Raw genomic sequence first — 17,301 nt, forward strand, 5'->3', positions numbered from 1 at the left:
ACCCGATCGCCGCCGACGGCGAACCGGCCCGAGCGGCCGGTGCCCCCTCGGCGTGCCTGGAGACATCCGTGACCACTACGCCTGCCGTGCGTGCCCGAAACCTGTACAAGGTCTTTGGTCGCCGACCCAAGGACGCCGTCGCCCGACTCGAGGCCGGTGCCTCGCGAGGTGAGGCCGCGGGCTTCGGCACCGCCGCCGTCATCGACGCGTCGTTCGACGTCCAGCCCGGCGAGATCTTCGTCGTGATGGGGCTGTCCGGCTCGGGCAAGTCGACGCTCATCCGCATGCTCAACGGCCTGCTCGAGCCGACGTCGGGTTCGGTCGAGATCGCGGGTTCCACGATCTCCGACGTCCCCTCCAAGCGTCTCCGCGAGGTGCGTCGCCAGAACGTGTCGATGGTGTTCCAGCACTTCGCCCTGCTGCCGCACCGCACCGTGATCGACAACGTCGCGTACGGCCTCGAGGTGCAGGGTGTCGCCAAGGGTGCCCGACTGGCCAAGGCTCGTGAGGTCACCGAGATCGTCGGCCTCGCCGGCTGGGAGGACAAGCTGCCGAGCCAGCTCTCCGGCGGCATGCAGCAGCGGGTCGGTCTCGCCCGCGCTCTCGCCGCCGAGACCGACATCCTGTTGATGGACGAGGCGTTCTCCGCTCTCGACCCGCTGATCCGGCGCGAGATGCAAGAACAGCTGATCGAGCTGCAGGCGAAGCTCGGCAAGACCATCGTCTTCATCACGCACGATCTGAACGAGGCCATGTTCCTCGGCGACCGCATCGCCGTGATGCGCGACGGTCGCATCGTCCAGATCGGCACGCCCGAGGACATCCTCACCGACCCGGCCAACGACTACGTCGCCCAATTCGTGCAGGACGTCGACCGGGCCCGCGTCCTCACCGCGGCGAGCGTCATGGAGCCCGCCCGCGCGGTCGTACCGCTCACGGTCGGTCCCCGGGGTGCCTTGCGCTCGCTGCGCGATCTGCAGACCGCCGCCCTGTTCGTCACCGGCCGCGACCGCAAGCTGCTCGGGTGGGTGCGGGACCGGCACGTCATGCGCCAGGTCAAGGCGAACGACACCGACCTCGCGGCCATCGTCAACACCGAGTTCTCGAGGGTCGGCCCCGACGCGGCTCTCGTCGACCTCTTCGAACTGGCCGTCGAGAGCCCGCTGCCGATCGCCGTGGTCGACGACGCCGATCGCCTGCTCGGCGTCATCCCCCGGGTGACCCTGCTCGCCGCCCTCGGCAACGTCGACACCACCACGTCGCCGATCCCCGTGCTCGAGCCCGTCACCCGCATCTCGGACGTCGAGCTCGACGCCACCCTCGAAGGAGTCACCCGATGAACGAGTACCTGCGCATCCCCTTCGGCGACTGGGTCTCGGACGTCGTCGACTGGATCACCACGAACCTCGGTGGCTTGTTCGACGTCATCCGTCTCGTCTTCTCGTTCTTGTACGAGTGGGTCGCGTACGCCCTGAGCGCGCCTCCGTTCTGGGCCGTCGTGATCGTGATCGCCGCCCTCGCCTTCGTCGCCAAGGGCTGGAAGTTCTCGCTCGGCACGGCAGTGGGCCTCCTGTTCATCGGAACGGTCAACCAGTGGGACAACGCGATGTCGAGCCTCGCGCTCGTGCTCGTCGCCAGCACACTGGCCATCGCGTTGAGCATCCCCCTCGGCGTCCTCGCCGCGAAGTCGAACGTCGCGTCGCAGATCATCCGGCCCGTGCTCGACTTCATGCAGACCACGCCCGCGTTCGTCTACCTGATCCCCGCCCTGCTGCTGTTCCGCGTGGGTGTCGTGCCCGGCATCGTGGCCACCATCGTCTTCGCGATGGCCCCCGGTGTGCGCCTGACCGAACTCGGCATCCGCGGCGTCGACTCGGAGGTGGTCGAGGCCGGCCAGGCCTTCGGCTCGTCACCGTGGCGCATCCTGCGTCAGATCCAGCTGCCGCTCGCGAAGCCGAGCATCATGGCCGGGGTCAACCAGGTCATCATGCTCTCCCTCTCGATGGTCGTCATCGCCGGCATGGTGGGCGCGGGCGGGCTCGGTGGCGACATCGTCGCGAGCCTGAACCGCATCGACGTCGGTCTGGGCGCCGAGGCCGGCGTCTCGGTCGTCATCCTGGCGATCGTGCTCGACCGCATGACGGCGGCCCTCGGGTCCGACCGTCACGGCCGTCGGGTGGCCCGCGCCCAGAACCGCCGGTCCGTCCCGCCGGCCCCCGCCCAGGACCAGCCCGAGACCGAGCAGCCCCTGCCCCCCGCCGACCGCCGCGAACCCGCGACGGCCTCGGCCTAGAGACCGACCATCTGCGGGACGGGAGCAGCCTCGGTTCCCCCGACCCGCGCCTCCTGCACCACCCGAAAGGATCACATGAAGAAGCGCACCATCGCCGCATCGATCGCCCTCGGCACCACGGCCGTCCTCGGACTCGCCGCCTGCTCACCTCCCGGCAGCAGCTCGTCCGCAGAGGGCGAGACCCTCGACAACGGTGACCAGGCCGTCGTCGACCTCGCCGTGTTCAACGGCTGGGACGAGGGCATCGCAGCCTCCTGGCTGTGGAAGACCGTCCTCGAGGAAGAGGGCTACACCGTCAACCTCAAGCCGGCCGACGTCGCCCCCGTCTACAGCGGTCTCACGACCGACGACTACGACGTCGTGCTCGACACCTGGCTGCCCACGACCCACGCGTCCTACATCGAGCAGTACGGCGACGACCTGACCGACCTCGGCGCCTGGAACGAGGGGGCCAAACTGGCCGTCGCCGTGAACGAGGACGCCCCGATCGACTCGCTCGACGAGCTGGCGGCCAACGCCGACCTGTTCGGCGGCAAGATCGTCGGCATCGAGCCCGGTGCCGGCCTGACCGCCGCCGTGCAGGACGAGACGATCCCCACCTACGGCCTGAGCGACATGCAGCTGCAGACCTCGTCGACCGCCGCGATGCTCACCGAGCTCAAGAGCGCCACCGACGCGGGCGAGAACATCGCCGTGACGCTCTGGAGCCCGCACTGGGCCTACGACGCCTTCCCGGTCAAGGACCTCGCCGACCCCGAGGGCACCCTGGGCGACGCCGAAGGCATCCACTCGTTCGGCGGCAAGAGCTTCACCGAGAACTTCCCGCAGCTGACCGAGTGGCTGCAGGACTTCACGATGGACACCGAGACGCTGTCCTCGCTCGAGAACGCGATGTTCAACGGCGAAGAGGTCGACGGTGACGACTACGCCCCCGTCGTCGAGAAGTGGATGTCCGAGAACCAGGACTACGTCGACGGCCTCACCAGCTGATCCGACCCCCGCACGACGACGCCCCGGCCGAGCCCAGCTCGCCCGGGGCGTCGTCGTGTCGGGCGATGCGCCGGGTGACGCGGCCGGGCGAACCCACAGCTGCGCGACACCCGACGCACAGCCAACCCCGAGGTCACACCCCGGGAGGCGCGGGTAGCGTCATCGACGGACGTCACCGAGACCTCCCCGCGCCAAGCGGAGCACCACCACGAGAGGCATCACCCGTGAGCACCACCGCACCGTCCGACGTCCTGAGGAGAATGGCCCGCGTCATCACGCGCACCGTCTCGTCCGACCTCGTCCAGGTGTCGACCCCCGACCGCGTGCTCGGCCACGTCCGAGCCGAGCAGGGTGTGTTCGTCGCCCTGCGCGGTGCCGACCCGCGCTGGGGTGAGGTCGTCGGACGTTACCCCTCCGAGGGTCTCGCCCTCGAAGCGCTGCGCCAGCGCAAGCGGTCCATCTAGGCCGCCGCACGTCCGGCGCTCGGCCGCGCACGTCGCAGTCCCGGCCCGGCGGCCCCCGGCGGCCTAGCCGCCCACGCCGGCGAAGAACGACGTGAGTTCACGCGTGATCCGGTCACGCGCCTCCTCGTCCGAGATGCGCGCCGAGCCGTCGCCCGGTTGCTCGCCGTAGCTGCCGAACTGGGCGTGGTCCGAGCCGTCGATCTCGACCACGGTGGCGCCGGACGGCAACATGTCTCGGTACTCCGCGATCGTCGTCGGGGTGCTCAGGCCGTCCTCCGAGCCACCCAGGCTGAGCACGGCCAGCTCGTCGTCGTCCGAGAGGTCGGTCGTCGCGCAGTACGACCCGAAGAGCACGAGTGCGTCGACCGTGAGGTCGTCGGCGGCGTACCGGCAGGCGCGCACACCGCCGAGTGAATGGCCGCCGACGGCCCACGCGTCGACCTCGGGGGCGAGGTCGGTGAAGGTCGACAGCGGGCGGGGGTCGAGGATGCCGAAGCCGAGCACCGGCCGCTCGATCACGACGGTCACCCCGGTGGCGACCAACCCCGCGAAGGTCTGCTCGTAGGCCTGCGGGTCGACCCGGGCACCCGCCACGAAGACGAGTCCCTGCCCGGTGGGCGCGGTCTCGGCGGGGCGCATGACGACCGTGTCGGGGGTGCTCGTGACGGCGACCCGGTCGTCGTCGGCGACCGCCTGGAGCGAGGAAGCCGTGGCCGACATGGGGGTCTTCGCCCAGACGAAGAACCCGGTGGCCGCGAGTACGACGGTGGCGAAGAGCCCGAGTGCCACGCCTTTCAGCACGCGTCGGCGACGAGAAGGCCTCGGGGTCGTGGCGGACTCGTGTCGGGAAGCTGTGGATCGTCTCACCGTTCCATCGTCCCAGGCTCCAGCCCTGCCGGAGCAGGGCATCTTGCGACAGGCTCGACGGATGCCCTGGACACAACTCGTCATCTCGCTCGTCGCCGCGGTCGTCCTCACCTTCGTCGTCTCGGCCGTGGTCGGCGCGGTCGTCGGAGTCGTCGCCAAGCGCAAGGAGTGGGCGCAGGCCTTCGTCAAGCGCATGCGGCGCCCGTTCCGCGCGACGCTGCTGGTCGTGCTGCTCGTCGTCGCCCTGACCACGTCGTTCGACACGCTGCTGCCCGCGGACTACCCGGGGGAGGGCTGGGTGTCGCAGCTCTTCCGATGCGCGATCATCGTCGTCGTCGCCTGGTTCGTGGGCGCTCTGGCGATCTTCTTCGAAGACCTCGGGCTGTCGCGGTACCGGGTCGACACCCCCGACAACCGGGTGGCCCGCCGCGTCCGCACCCAGGTGCTCATCCTCAGGCGGCTGACCGTGGCCCTCGTCGTCATCCTCGCGGCCGGCACCGTGTTGCTCGGATTCCCGGGGGTCGAGGCGGTGGGCGCGAGCGTGCTCGCCAGCGCGGGGCTCGTCTCGGTGGTCGCCGGCCTCGCGGCGCAGTCGACGCTGGCGAACGTCTTCGCCGGTATCCAACTGGCGTTCAGCGACGCCATCCGGATCGACGACGTGGTCGTGGTCGAGGGTCAGTGGGGTCTCATCGAGGAGATCACCCTGTCGTACGTCGTGGTGCACGTCTGGGACGACCGGCGTCTCGTGCTGCCGTCGACCTACTTCACGACGACGCCCTTCGAGAACTGGACGCGTCGCACCAGCGAACTGCTCGGCGCCGTCGAGTTCGACCTGGACTGGCGCGTCGATCCGGGTGCCATGCGGAAGGAACTCGACGTGATCCTCGCGGGCACCGACCTCTGGGACGGGCGCACGAAGGTGCTCCAGGTGACCGACGCCCAGGCGGGTTACGTCCGGGTGCGGGTGCTCGTGACGGCCAAGGACGCCCCGACCCTGTTCGACCTGCGCTGCCTCGTGCGCGAGGACCTCATCGCGTGGCTGCACTCGAAGAGTCCCCAGTCGATCCCGCGGACGCGCGTCCAGATGGTCGAGGCCGAACCCGTGCCGAAGGGGAGGGTCCACCGGTCGTCGTCGGACGCCTCGGGGCTGTTCAGCGGCGACAACGCCGACTCCGAGCGCACCGCACTCTTCACGGCGGCCATCCCGATCCACGGCATCGCCGAGTACCAGGCCTCGCTCGGTGCCGAGGCGGAACACGATCCGCACGTCGCAGGTCGACCCGGTGGCCGGCCGATCGATCGGCCCGACGGCGACCCGACCGGGCCGACGCCCGGGGTCCGCGGGCGTCGCTGACGCGACCACACGAACGAGGAGGCGCGCCCCGCCAGAGCGGGACGCGCCTCCTCGGTGTCTCGGCGGACGTCAGTCGTCGTCGTTGGCGGCTTCGATGACGTTGCCCACGGCGATCGCGGTGGACGCCGCCCAGCTGAGGGCCATCAGGGCCAGTCGCCAGTCACGGGGGCCGGCGCTGAGACTGCGGAGCAGACTGATGCCGGAGAAGATCGCGCTGATGATCGCGCCGTTGAAGAGGAATTTGCGCACGGTGGGGCTCCCAGGGTTCGTTTCGCCCACGGTACCGCGTGACGTCCCGGGAGTCCGGGTGGGGGTAGGTTGAGCTGCCCGGCGTCCCGTGCCGGTGCGTCCCGCGGTCGAAGGAGAATGCCGTGCGCACTGCCGTGCTCGGAGGGGTGTTCGTGGTCGTCGGTCTCGTCGCCGTGGTCACCGGAGTCCTGAGCGGCGACGAGCTGCTCGCCCTGGTCGAACGGGTCGCTCCCGTCCTGGGGTTCGTCGTCGGCCTCACGATCGTCGCCGAGCTGGCGGCGGAGGCCGGTCTCTTCGCCTGGTTGGCGTCCGCCTCGGCCCGGCTCGCCGGGGGGCGCGTGCTCGTGCTGTGGCTCCTGGTCGTGGCGCTCGCCGTGCTGTGCACGGTGTTCCTCTCGCTCGACACGACCGCGGTGCTCCTCACACCCGTCGTCGTGATCGTCGCCCGGCACGCCGGCCTGCCGCCCATGCCGTTCGCGCTGACGACGGTGTGGCTCGCGAACTGCGCCTCGATGCTGCTCCCCGTCTCGAACCTCACGAACCTCCTGGCCCTCCACGAGCTCGGATCGCCGGCGCCGGTGCAGTTCGCCGCCCTGGTCGCGCCCGCCGCCGTGGTGGGCGTCGTGGTCCCCGTCGTGGCGATCGGACTGCGCTACCGGAGGCAGCTGGTCGGCCGCTTCGACACGCCGCCCTCGGAACCCGTCGCGGACCGCGTCCTGTTCGGCGTGGCCGCGGTCGCGACGGGACTGCTCGTGCCGGCGCTCGTCTCGGGCGTCGAGGTCTGGATACCCGCTGCGATCGCGGCCCTCGTGCTCGTCGTGGCCACGGCCGTCCGTCGCCGGGGCGTCCTGCGGATCGGGTTGGTGCCGTGGGGCACGCTGCTGTTCGCCGGGGGGCTGTTCCTCGTCGTCGAGGCCGCCCACTCGCTCGGCCTGGCCGACCTGCTCGGCAGCGTCGTCGGCACGGGCGACCAGCTGCCCGATCTGTTGCGGCTCGCGGGCGGCAGCGCCGTCGCCGCGAACGTCGCCAACAACCTGCCGGCCTACCTCGCCCTCGAACCGGTGGCCGGGTCGCCCCTGCGGCTCGTCGCGGTGCTCGTCGGGGTGAACATCGGCTGCCTCGTCACGCCCTGGGCGTCGCTCGCGACACTGCTCTGGCACTCGCGGTTGACCTCGATGGGTGTCGAGGTCGCCTGGGGTCGGTTCGTGCTCGCCGGGCTCGGGGTGGCGGCCATCGCGGTGCCGCTGGCCGTCGTCGCGACGGCGCTGTTCGTCTGAGGTGCACGGGCGTCCACGCCCGGTGCCGGTACGGCCGCGAGGTGGCGGCGCGCGAAAGCGAGCGTCTGTCTCAGCTGGCCGAGCCGCGCCTCCTCGTCCCCGTCGGTGTGCACCTCGGCGGCGACGACGCCGGTCCACCCCGACCGGACCAGGTGGGTCAACACCTCGGCGACCGGCTGCGTGCCACGACCGGGCACCCGGTGCTGGTCGTGCAGACCGCCCGGTCGCGACGAGACGACGCCGTCGGTCAGGTGGACGTGGCGCAACCGTGGGCCGAGCGCCAGGGCGAGGTCGAGTGCGTCCCGGCCGGCGACGGCGGCGTGCGAGAAGTCGAGGGTGGCCGCGTCCACGTCGACGGTCGAGGGGTCGTGCCCGGGGCGGTACGGGTCGAACCCGGCCGGTCCGAGTCTCAGCGGGAACATGTTCTCGACCGCGAGGGTGACGCCGGTGGACTCGGCGACCTGCCGTACGACGTCCCCGAAGCGGGCCGCGAACGCCCGCTGCCAGACGAACGGCGGGTGGACGACGACGGTCGTGGCGCCCAGCTCGCGGGCGAGCTCGGCCGAACGTCTGAGCTTGTCGACCTGGTCGCGGCCGAGGGCGAAGTGCGCCACCGGCAGCACGGGGGCGTGCACCGAGAGCACGGGCAGGCCCCAGCGAGCCACGGCCGCCAGGAGCAGATCCGCACGCCGGGTCGCCCGGTCGGCGGTCACCATCACCTCGACCCCGTCGAAGCCGGTGAGCCGAGCGAGACGGAAGGCCTCGTCGGTCGACAGCGGGAAGACGCAGGACGTGCTCATTCCGACCGAGATCACGCCGTCAGGCTACGGCCGGTGCGGGAGGGCGACGGCATGGGGCTCGTCAACGGTCCGCGAACTCGTGGCGAACGATCCGGCCGCGTCGGCGAGGACAGGCCACTACGCTCAGGGCATGGCTGCCGACCGCCCCGGGAAACAGCCCGGCATCGCCGACGTCGCCCGGCTGGCCGGGGTGTCGATCGCCACGGTGTCGAGGGTGCTGAACGGCAGCGAACAGGTCAGCGATCGGCGACGCGCGATCGTCCGCCGTGCCGTCGACGAACTGGGCTACCGTCCCAACGAGGCCGCACGGGCGCTGGTCAGCGGTCGCAACCGTCTGGTGGGTGTGTTGACCGGCGACACCTCGCGCTACGGTTACGCCTCGACCATCCAGGGCATACACGAGGCGGCGATGGCCCACGGCCTCCTCGTGACGGTGGCGGTGGTCCCGGGTGAACACCCCGACGACGTGCGCGCAGCCGTCGACCTGCTGCTGAGCCTCCCGCTGGCCGGGGTCATCGGCATCGAGTTCGACCGGCCGGTCAGCCTCGCGCTCGAGTCGCTTCCCCGTGCCCTGCCCGCGGCGACCGCCACGTTGACGGGCACGCACGTCTCGGGACTGCCGCACGCCTCCATCGACGACGAACTCGGCGCCCGCCTCGCGACCGACCACCTGCTCGACCTGGGCCATGCCACGGTCCACCACCTGTCGGTGGACCACCCCGCCGTGTCGGGGCTCGGCCGCAGCCACGGCTACCTCAGGGCCCTCGCCGACCGTGGGGTCGACGCGCCCCCGGTGGTGCCGACCGGATGGCACCCGCTCCAGGCCCGTGACGCGGTCCTGGACTCGATCGGCCCCGAGGTCACGGCACTGTTCTGCTTCAACGACGACGTCGCCCTGGGGGCCGTGCGGGCGCTCGCCGAGCAGGGCAGACGCGTGCCCGACGACGTCAGCGTGGTCGGGTTCGACGACGCTCCGTCCTCGCAGGTGCTGACCCCGTCGCTCACCAGCGTGCGCATGGACTTCCGTGCTCTCGGACGCGCCGTGCTCGAGCAGCTCGTCGCGCGGGTCGAGGGCGTCGAGCGACCCGACGACGTCGAACTGCCGCCCCTGCTCGTCGAGCGCGAGAGCAGCGCACCGCCCCGCTGACCGAGGACGTGCCGCCCGATCGGCGCGCCCCCGGCCGGCTCAGGAGGCGCGGGTCACCCGGTACACGCGCGCGCCGACACCGGCATCCGGCGTCTCCAGTCGCAGACCGGCATCGGTCCGGACCGCCGTCCAGGCCGCCCCGGTCCCGGCCGGCGGGTAGACCTGCTCGACCTGCAGGTCGTCGGAACCGAGATGTGGCAGCGAGAGCTCGACCGTGGCGTCGGCGTGGTCCTGCCGCCAGGCGATCAGGTACGTCTCGGCCTCGTCGTCCGCCCGGGCGGGCACGTCGAAGGCGACCGTCGTCCAGGCGTCGTCCCACGAGGGCAGCCCGGTGGGGAACCTCGGGGTCGAACGTGCCAGGGCGCCGCGCATCCGTTTGTGCACCGCGACCGCCTGGGCCACCAGGTCGAGACGGTGCTCGTCCATCCCGCTCAGGACTCCGGCCTGGTACAGGCGTCCGGCGAGCCCGGTGCACTCGGTGAAGACGATCATCTCGTCGCTCATGTCGGGCTGCGGGTACGCCCAGTTGCCGGCCTGCTCGGGCAGCACGTGGGCGAGGGCGCCGACCGCGATGGCCGGATAGAGCAGCGGGTCCTGCTGGTCCGAGGTCGATTGCAGCTGCAGGACGCCGAGCATGCCGAAGTCCGAGCGCATGGCGCCCGACCCGCAGTTCTCGAGCACGAGGTCGGGGTGTCGGTCGAGCACCGTCTCGAGCCAGGAGAGCAGGGCCCGGTTGTGCTCGAGCAGCCCGGCCCCGACCGATTCGGCGGCGTAATCGGTGCCCGCCCCCGGGGTGACGTTGTAGTCCAGCTTGAAGAAGCCCACGCCCAGGTCACCGACGAGACGGTCGACCGCCTCGTCGAGGTGTGCGCGGGCCTCGGGTGAACGAAGGTCGAGGAGGTGGCGTTCGTGCTCGACGATCCGGACTCCGCCGCGTTGCAGGAACGCCGAGTCGGGCAGGGTGCCGGCCGCGCGACTCGTCACGCCCACGACCTCTGGTTCGAGCCACAGCCCGGGCACCATGCCGCGGGAACGGATGTGGTCGAGCACCGAGGCGAGCCCGGACGGGAATCGTGCGGTCGAGGGCTGCCAGTCGCCCACGCTGGCCCACCAGCCCGCGGTGTCGTCGTACCACCCGGCGTCGATGCAGAAGTACTCGGCCCCGACCTCGGCCGCGGCGTCGATCAGGGGCAGCAGCTTGCCCTCGGTGGGGTCGCCTTCGAGGGTGTTCATGTAGTCGTTGAACACCACCGGGAGGGTCTCGTCCTGAGGGTGGGGTCGGCGCGTCGCGCGGCGCTGGGCCGTGAGGGCCCCGAAGGCCTCGTCGAGCGAGTCGGCCACGGTGAAGGACACGGGCACGCTGGTGAAGGAGCGATCGCCTTCGAGGACGACGGACCAGTGATGAAGCGTGTCGGTCGGTCCGAGCACGGCGACGTACGCGCCGTCCTCGGAGCGGTCGCCCCGCGGGGGGCCGAACGGCTTCTCGCTGAAGAGGCGGTCCTCGAGGGGGACGCCGCCGTGGCCCCAGTGCGGGCTCTCGCCGAGTTCGAAGGTCCAGGCGCCGTTGTGCTCGATCTGCCAGGCGAGGGTGCGTCCACCGACACGGTCGCGCGCCGCCCCGAGGGGATTCGCGATGCCGGAGGACCACGTGCTGAGGCTCGAGACGGCCAACCGGTTGCGACTCGTCTCGCCCCGGGCCGTGCCATCGATCGCGGTGAGCCCCGGCGATCGCAGGGGCTTCGAGGTCCACCGGTTCTCGCTGCACCAGCCGCTGTCCGCCCACCACAGGTCGACGTCGTTCGGGGAGTCCGAGACGACGGCGCCCGTCGCGAAGCTCGTGACGGCCCAGACCAGCAGCGACGCGCCTCCCGGCTCGAGGGCCACGGTCGTGGTCGTCCTCACGGCCGGGACGCCCGTCCGGGCCTCGAACACCGTGGTGGCGACGAGCCCGGACCCTTCGTGCCGCTGCACGATCTCGAGTCGATCGACGCCCGCCGTGTGGGACGTCGTCGAGTCGACGTAGCGCAGGCCCGCCCCGATCGCGGTGGCGTCGTAGCGGTAGCTGTTGTTGCTGCGACCCCACGCAGGGGCGAGCACCTCGACCAGCGGCTGTCGTGGCGTGCGAGGCCGGGGGAGGGACGCGGAGGCGCGGGTCGCCTCACCGTCCGCGCCCAGGTCGTCGATCGCCACCAGGCGCACCGGCCCCTCCGCGTCGTGGTCGAACAGCAGCCTGAGTCGGGAATTGTCCCAGTAGAGGGTGGTCACGCGGGGTGCGTCGGTGAGGGTCACGATGAGCTTCCTTGCACGAGGTGAGAGATGGTCCTGGCGACTGTAACGGCTGACGACGATTCATGGAAGCGTTTCCATTTCGTTATCTCACCGTTATCTTTCATCGTTGTAACCCGTCGACCCGCCGGGCACACTGGGGCCACGGTGGCTCCGGCCACCGCCACGTCCGCAACGGTGCGGACGAGACGAAGGAGTCTGATGGCACTCTCGACGCACGATCCGGCACCCCTCACCCGCTCGGCGTCCGCGCCGGGACCGTCGTCGCCACCGATCGTCCCCACCCTGCGGGGTGCGCCTCCGGGTCGCCGCCGTCCGGACGACACGAGACTCGCTGTCCTCTTCGTGCTCCCGGCGGCGATCGGCCTCGTCGTCTTCTACTTCTGGCCGCTGCTGAGGGGAATCTGGCTGAGCTTCACCTCGTGGGACCTGCTCTCACCCGCCGAGTTCGTCGGACTGGCGAACTACGAGCGCATGATGGCCGATCCGATCTTCTGGAACGCGGCGCGGGTCACCGTCTACTACGTCGTGCTCAACATCGGGTTCCAGACGGTGATCGCCCTCGGCATCGCCGTCCTGATGCAGCGCCTCACCCGCTCGACCCTCCTGCGGGGAGTGATCCTGGCGCCCTACCTGGTCTCGAACGTGGTGGCCGCGCTGGTGTTCCTGTGGATCCTCGACTACCAGTTGGGCATCGGGAACCAGCTGCTCGACTGGGCAGGACTCGACCGCATCGGCTTCTTCACGACCGAGCAGTGGGTCATCCCCACCGTCGCCGGCGTCAACGTCTGGCGTCACATGGGCTACACGGCCCTGCTCATCTTCGCCGGGCTGCAGGCGATCCCGGCCAACTATTACGAGGCGGCCCGGGTCGACGGCGCGAGCGAGTTCCGCATGTTCCGACAGATCACGATGCCGCTGCTGCGACCGGTGCTCGGGCTCGTGTTGATCATCTCGGTGATCGGATCGTTCCAGGTGTTCGACACCGTGTCGGTGACGACCAACGGTGGCCCCGTCGACTCGTCACGGCTGCTGCAGGTCTACATCTACGACAAGGCCTTCGCGCAGTTCGACTTCGGCTACGCGTCGACACTGAGCGTCGCCATGTTGATCATCCTGGTGATCGTCACCTTCTTCCAGTACCGCATCACGCGGGCCGGCCAGACAGACCTGAACTAGGGGCGCACCATGACACGACTGCAGACACGTCCTGACGACAGTGACTCGACCTCGACCTCGACCTCGACCTCGACCTCCGATGGGACGGCCCGGCTCGACCGCGTCACCCGACCGCGCAAGCCGATCCGGTGGGGCCGGGTCGGTGCCTGGGTGGTGATGGGCCTGATCGTGCTCGTCACGGTCTTCCCGTTCTACTGGATCTTGCGCACGGCCCTGTCGAGCAACGGTGCGCTCTACGCCAACGCCACGTCGTTGCTCCCCGTGGACTTCACCTGGAACGGCTTCGCGCGGGTCTTCGGTGCCCAGTCGGTCGAGGACGCCATCGCCGACGGCGGTTCGGGCGCGAAGCTCGACTTCTGGCGATACCTCGGCAACTCGGTGATCGTCTCGACCACGGTCACGGTCTGCCAGGTGTTCTTCTCGTCGATGGCGGCCTACGCGTTCTCGCGTCTCGTCTGGCGCGGGCGCGACCTCGTCTTCGGGTTCTTCCTGCTGTCGCTGATGGTGCCCGTGATCTTCACGCTGCTGCCCAACTTCTTGTTGGTCAAGCAGCTCGGCCTGATCGACACCCTGCTCGGCGTCATGCTGCCGTCGCTGTTCATGACCCCGTTCGCCATCTTCTTCCTGCGGCAGTTCTTCCTCAACGTGCCGAAGGAGGTCGAGGAAGCGGCCCTGGTCGACGGCGCGAGCAAGATCGCGATCTTCTTCAAGGTGATCGTGCCCATGTCGGTCGCCCCGATCGCGACGGTCGGCATCTTGACCTACATGACCTCGTGGAACGACTACTTCTGGCCTCTCATGGTCAGCTACACCGACGACTCCCGGGTGCTGACGGTGGCTCTGGGGGCCTTCAAGTCACAGAGTCCACAGGGGGGCCCGGACTGGTCGGGCCTCATGGCGGCGACGCTCGTCGCGGCGCTGCCGATGATCGTGCTCTTCGGCGTCTTCGCCAAGCGGATCGTCAACAACATCGGTTTCAACGGGATCAAGTGAGGACCATCATGTCGACGACGACATCCCCCGACCACCGCCCCGACCACCGACCCGATCGTCGTGGTCCACACCGCTCGTCGCGTCTCGGCCGCCTCGTCGCGGGAGCCACGGCTGCGGCCGCCTTCGTGGCGCTCAGCGGCTGCTCGGCCGTCGGCGCACCTGCCGCCGAGGGGACGACGAGCGTCGACTACTGGCTCTGGGAGTCGCTGCAGCTGCCGGGCTACCAGAAGTGCGCGGACGCCTTCGAGGCCGAGAACCCCGACGTCACCATCCGCATCACGCAGTACGGCTGGGCCGACTACTGGCAGAAACTCACGGCCGGCCTGGTCGCCGGCGCGGGGCCCGACGTCTTCACCGACCACCTCACCAAGTACCCCGAATTCGTCACGCGGGGGGTCATCCTGCCGCTCGACGACTTCGAGGCGACGGCCGACATCGACCCCGCCGATTTTCAGGAGGGTCTCGCCGAGCTCTGGAAGGGCCAGGACGGGAAGCAGTACGGGTCGCCCAAGGACTTCGACACCATCGCCCTCTTCTACGACGAGAAGGTGCTGTCGGAAGCCGGTATGACCCCCGCCGACCTCGAGGGTCTCACCTGGAACCCGGAGGACGGTGGCACCTTCGAGGAGGTCATCGCCCACCTCTCGGTCGACGCGAACGGCGTCCGTGGCGACGAAGAGGGGTTCGACCCCACGAACGTCGTCACGTACGGGCTCGGCTCGAACGGCGCGGGCGACACCAACGGTCAGACACAGTGGTCCTGGCTCGCCGGGGCCACCGGCTGGGACTACACGAACGCTCCGGTGTGGGGCGACGAGTACCACTACGACGACCCGCGGTTCAAGGCGTCGATCGCCTGGCTCTTCGGCCTCGTCGACAAGGGGTTCCTGCCGTCGTACGAACGCGTCGGCACGGCGCCGAACCTCGTGCAGCAGCTGGGCTCCGGCCAGGCGGCGCTGACGGCCGACGGGTCCTGGACCATCTCGAGCTATGCCCGTCTCCAGGGAGTCGACCTGGGCATCGCGAGCGTGCCGATCGGCCCGATCGGGCACCCGGTCTCGATGTACAACGGTCTGGGCGACTCCATCAGCGCGCAGACCGACGCCCCGGAGGAATCGGCCCGGTGGGTGCGGTTCCTCGGCTCGGACGCCTGCCAGAAGATCGTCGGCGACGAGGGCGTGATCTTCCCGGCCCGACCGGCCGGTACCGATGCGGCCATCGCGGCGTTCGCCGACGAGGGCATCGACGTCACCCCGTTCACCGACCTGGTGGCGGACGGCGACACGGTGCTGTTCCCCGTCACGAACAACGCGGCCGAGATCCTGTCGATCATGCGACCCGTCATGGACGGCATCTACATCGGCAGCGAGTCCGTGGACTCTCTCGACGCGGTGAACCGGCGGGTCAACGGCCTGTTCGACTGACCACGCCGGAACCGCAGGAGGCGCGGGTCGCCGACACCGCGCCTCCTGCGTCCCTGCCCTCACAACCAGTCGCGTCGCCTGAACTGCCACCAGAGGACGCCGCCGATGGCGACGATGAGCACGGACGAGGTGACGAAACCGGCCGGGGACTGGAACCCCGGATACGGCACGTTCTGCCCGTAGAACCCCGTGATGGCGGTCGGCACCGCGATGATCGCCGCCCAGCTGGTCACCTTCTTCATGATCAGGTTCATGCGGTTGGACTGCAGGTTGAGGTTCGTGTCGAGGATGGTCGAGACGAGGTCGCGCAGCGAGTCGTTCTGCTCGGCCACGCGCAGCACGTGGTCGTAGACGTCCTGGAAGTACGGGTGCATGGCCGCGTCGACCTCCTTCAGGTCGCGGCGCAGCAGGGTGTTCAGCACCTCGCGCATCGGCGACGCGACCCGCCGCAGGTGGACGAGGCTCTTCCGCAGGGCGAACGAGCGCTTCTGCACGTCGATGGTGCGGGGCGCGGGGTCGAAGAGGTCGTCGGCGATGCCCTCGATCTCGTCGTCCAGTGCGTCCGTGGCGTCGAAGTGCCGGTCCACGACGCAGTCGAGCAGACCCCAGAGGAAGTACGAGACGCCGTGCGACGCCAGGTCGCGGTTCTGGTCGAAGGTCGCCTGCAGCCGCGTGACGTCGAACTCCGGATGGTGGATCGTCACGAGGGCGCGCTCCGTGATGAACGCCTTCACCTCGCTCGTGTCGAGCACGCCGCTGGCCCGGTCGAACCGCACGTCGTAGAGAGCGGTGAACAGATGGTTGTCGTAACGGTCGACCTTGGGCCGCTGCCCGTCCTGCAGCGCGTCCTCGACGGCGAGCTCGTGCAATCCGAGTTCGTCCTCGAGCGAGGCGAGGTCGCCGGCGGTCGGGTCGGTGAGGTCGATCCACACGTGACAGCCGTCCGTCTCGAGGTGGTCGCTCACCTCGTGCAGCGGGAAGTCGTGGGCGATCAGCTCGCCCCCTCGGTAGGCGCGCGTGACGATGGTCGTGTCGGCACGGGCGCCGTCGTCGGCGGGGCCGTGGGGCCCCTCGGTGCGCGGAGGACGGGTGTCGGTCATGGGGCGCATGCTATTCCCGTGACCTCTTACACGAAGCAGCGTGCCGACGCCCCCGCCGGGTTCTTCGAGGCCGAGGCGGCCGGTCTGGCCTGGCTCGCCGAGGCCACACCCCGAGGAGGCGCTCGCATCGTGGGCGTGCGGGCCGCGTCCCCGGGGCGCATCGACCTCGATCCCGTGCACGAGGTCCCTCCGACGGCCGAGGCCGCGCGGGCCTTCGGCGCGGCCCTGGCGGTGACCCACGCGAGCGGTGCGGACGCGTTCGGCGCGCCTCCTCGGGGCTGGACGGGGCCGACGTTCATCGGCAGCCGGTCCATGAGCACGCGACCGAAGGCGACCTGGGGCGTCTTCTACGCCGAGCAACGGGTCCTGCCCTACGCGCGGGCCGCCGCCGAGGCGGGCACCCTCGACGGGGCCGGCCTCCAGGTCGTCGAGCGGGCGTGCCGCCTCGTGGCGGACGGCGCCTTCGACGACGACGTGCCCCCGGCCCGACTCCACGGCGACCTGTGGGCCGGCAACGTGCTCTTCGCCACCGGGGGAGTGGTCCTGATCGACCCGGCTGCCCACGGCGGGCACCCCGAGACCGACCTGGCCATGCTGGCGTTGTTCGGCTGCCCGCACCTCGACGACGTGCTGGACGGCTACGAGGCGCGCTCGCCGCTGCGCGACGGGTGGAGGGGGCGCGTGCCGCTGCACCAGCTGCACCCGCTGGCCGTGCACGCGGCCGGTCACGGGCCGAGCTACGGGGTGGCGCTGGTGCGTGCCGCCGAGGCGACCTTGCGGCTGGTCTGAGCCGTGCGGTGCGGGGTACGTCGGTCGCCCGGGGGCGCCGGGGGTACCGCTGATAATCTGGCCGTCCCGCGTCCGTGCGGGCGATCCGA

15 protein-coding genes and 1 pseudogene are annotated in these 17,301 nt (G+C 70.4%); 11 read left to right on the forward strand and 5 right to left on the reverse strand.

The annotated features are described in order from the left end of the window. Positions 1-68: 68 nt before the first annotated feature. From HRF36_RS02435 to HRF36_RS02450, 4 genes are all read left to right on the forward strand, one after another. Positions 69-1,340 carry a glycine betaine/L-proline ABC transporter ATP-binding protein gene (locus HRF36_RS02435; RefSeq protein ID WP_371739970.1) on the forward strand — a complete coding sequence of 424 codons (1,272 nt, stop codon included), beginning with the start codon at positions 69-71 and terminating at the stop codon, positions 1,338-1,340. Next, complete coding sequence (locus tag HRF36_RS02440; protein ID WP_173205671.1) at positions 1,337-2,293, forward strand: proline/glycine betaine ABC transporter permease; 957 nt, start codon at positions 1,337-1,339, stop codon at positions 2,291-2,293. The genes HRF36_RS02435 and HRF36_RS02440 overlap by 4 nt, the downstream gene beginning before the upstream one ends. Before the next feature lie 75 nt (positions 2,294-2,368). Next, positions 2,369-3,283 carry a glycine betaine ABC transporter substrate-binding protein gene (locus HRF36_RS02445; protein WP_173205673.1) on the forward strand — a complete coding sequence of 305 codons (915 nt, stop codon included), beginning with the start codon at positions 2,369-2,371 and terminating at the stop codon, positions 3,281-3,283. Between the two features lie 224 nt (positions 3,284-3,507). Beyond that, positions 3,508-3,747, forward strand: coding sequence for a hypothetical protein (locus HRF36_RS02450; protein WP_148076755.1), 240 nt, complete (start codon positions 3,508-3,510; stop codon positions 3,745-3,747). Positions 3,748-3,810: 63 nt separating this feature from the next. Here the strand turns inward: HRF36_RS02450 and HRF36_RS02455 are convergent, their stop codons facing one another. Beyond that, positions 3,811-4,548 (reverse strand): alpha/beta hydrolase, encoded by a 738-nt coding sequence (locus HRF36_RS02455; protein ID WP_371739971.1) that lies wholly within the window; start codon positions 4,546-4,548, stop codon positions 3,811-3,813. A 127-nt stretch (positions 4,549-4,675) separates the two neighbouring features. Between HRF36_RS02455 and HRF36_RS02460 the strand changes: the two genes are divergently transcribed. Continuing rightward, positions 4,676-5,968 carry a mechanosensitive ion channel family protein gene (locus HRF36_RS02460; protein ID WP_173205679.1) on the forward strand — a complete coding sequence of 431 codons (1,293 nt, stop codon included), beginning with the start codon at positions 4,676-4,678 and terminating at the stop codon, positions 5,966-5,968. A gap of 69 nt (positions 5,969-6,037) precedes the next feature. Here the strand turns inward: HRF36_RS02460 and HRF36_RS02465 are convergent, their stop codons facing one another. Continuing rightward, positions 6,038-6,217 carry a hypothetical protein gene (locus tag HRF36_RS02465; RefSeq protein WP_173205682.1) on the reverse strand — a complete coding sequence of 60 codons (180 nt, stop codon included), beginning with the start codon at positions 6,215-6,217 and terminating at the stop codon, positions 6,038-6,040. Between the two features lie 122 nt (positions 6,218-6,339). Between HRF36_RS02465 and HRF36_RS02470 the strand changes: the two genes are divergently transcribed. Then, the gene (locus HRF36_RS02470) at positions 6,340-7,494 is read left to right on the forward strand and encodes an SLC13 family permease (protein ID WP_173205685.1); all 1,155 of its coding nucleotides are present in this window, start codon (positions 6,340-6,342) and stop codon (positions 7,492-7,494) included. A gap of 59 nt (positions 7,495-7,553) precedes the next feature. On the opposite strand, the pseudogene HRF36_RS02475 reads toward HRF36_RS02470, so the two are convergent. Continuing rightward, positions 7,554-8,294, reverse strand: a pseudogene (locus HRF36_RS02475) (sugar phosphate isomerase/epimerase family protein); the annotation flags it as partial. 130 nt (positions 8,295-8,424) lie between these two features. Here HRF36_RS02475 and HRF36_RS02480 point away from each other — a divergent pair. Next, positions 8,425-9,441: a LacI family DNA-binding transcriptional regulator gene (locus HRF36_RS02480; RefSeq protein ID WP_173205687.1), complete on the forward strand. Its 1,017-nt coding sequence runs from the start codon at positions 8,425-8,427 to the stop codon at positions 9,439-9,441. Positions 9,442-9,480: 39 nt separating this feature from the next. Here HRF36_RS02480 and HRF36_RS15690 read toward each other — a convergent pair whose 3' ends face one another. Continuing rightward, positions 9,481-11,730 carry a glycoside hydrolase family 36 protein gene (locus HRF36_RS15690; protein WP_173205689.1) on the reverse strand — a complete coding sequence of 750 codons (2,250 nt, stop codon included), beginning with the start codon at positions 11,728-11,730 and terminating at the stop codon, positions 9,481-9,483. Positions 11,731-11,928: 198 nt separating this feature from the next. Here HRF36_RS15690 and HRF36_RS02490 point away from each other — a divergent pair, with 198 nt between their 5' ends. Genes HRF36_RS02490 through HRF36_RS02500 form a run of 3 tightly spaced genes read left to right on the forward strand, consistent with a single transcriptional unit; the run spans position 11,929 to position 15,323 of the window. Continuing rightward, positions 11,929-12,906 carry a carbohydrate ABC transporter permease gene (locus tag HRF36_RS02490; RefSeq protein WP_173205691.1) on the forward strand — a complete coding sequence of 326 codons (978 nt, stop codon included), beginning with the start codon at positions 11,929-11,931 and terminating at the stop codon, positions 12,904-12,906. A 9-nt stretch (positions 12,907-12,915) separates the two neighbouring features. Next, a complete protein-coding gene (locus HRF36_RS02495; RefSeq protein ID WP_173205692.1) occupies positions 12,916-13,899 on the forward strand; it encodes a carbohydrate ABC transporter permease in 984 nt (327 codons plus the stop codon). Between the two features lie 8 nt (positions 13,900-13,907). Beyond that, positions 13,908-15,323: a sugar ABC transporter substrate-binding protein gene (locus HRF36_RS02500; protein ID WP_173205694.1), complete on the forward strand. Its 1,416-nt coding sequence runs from the start codon at positions 13,908-13,910 to the stop codon at positions 15,321-15,323. Between the two features lie 59 nt (positions 15,324-15,382). Here the strand turns inward: HRF36_RS02500 and HRF36_RS02505 are convergent, their stop codons facing one another. Continuing rightward, the gene (locus HRF36_RS02505; protein WP_173205696.1) at positions 15,383-16,423 is read right to left on the reverse strand and encodes a magnesium transporter CorA family protein; all 1,041 of its coding nucleotides are present in this window, start codon (positions 16,421-16,423) and stop codon (positions 15,383-15,385) included. Positions 16,424-16,441: 18 nt separating this feature from the next. Between HRF36_RS02505 and HRF36_RS02510 the strand changes: the two genes are divergently transcribed. Then, the gene (locus tag HRF36_RS02510) at positions 16,442-17,212 is read left to right on the forward strand and encodes a fructosamine kinase family protein (RefSeq protein WP_173205698.1); all 771 of its coding nucleotides are present in this window, start codon (positions 16,442-16,444) and stop codon (positions 17,210-17,212) included. Positions 17,213-17,301: the final 89 nt, after the last annotated feature.

Origin of the sequence: Frigoribacterium sp. VKM Ac-2836, assembly GCF_013248995.1 — a bacterium.
In the GTDB taxonomy this organism is placed as follows: domain Bacteria; phylum Actinomycetota; class Actinomycetes; order Actinomycetales; family Microbacteriaceae; genus Frigoribacterium.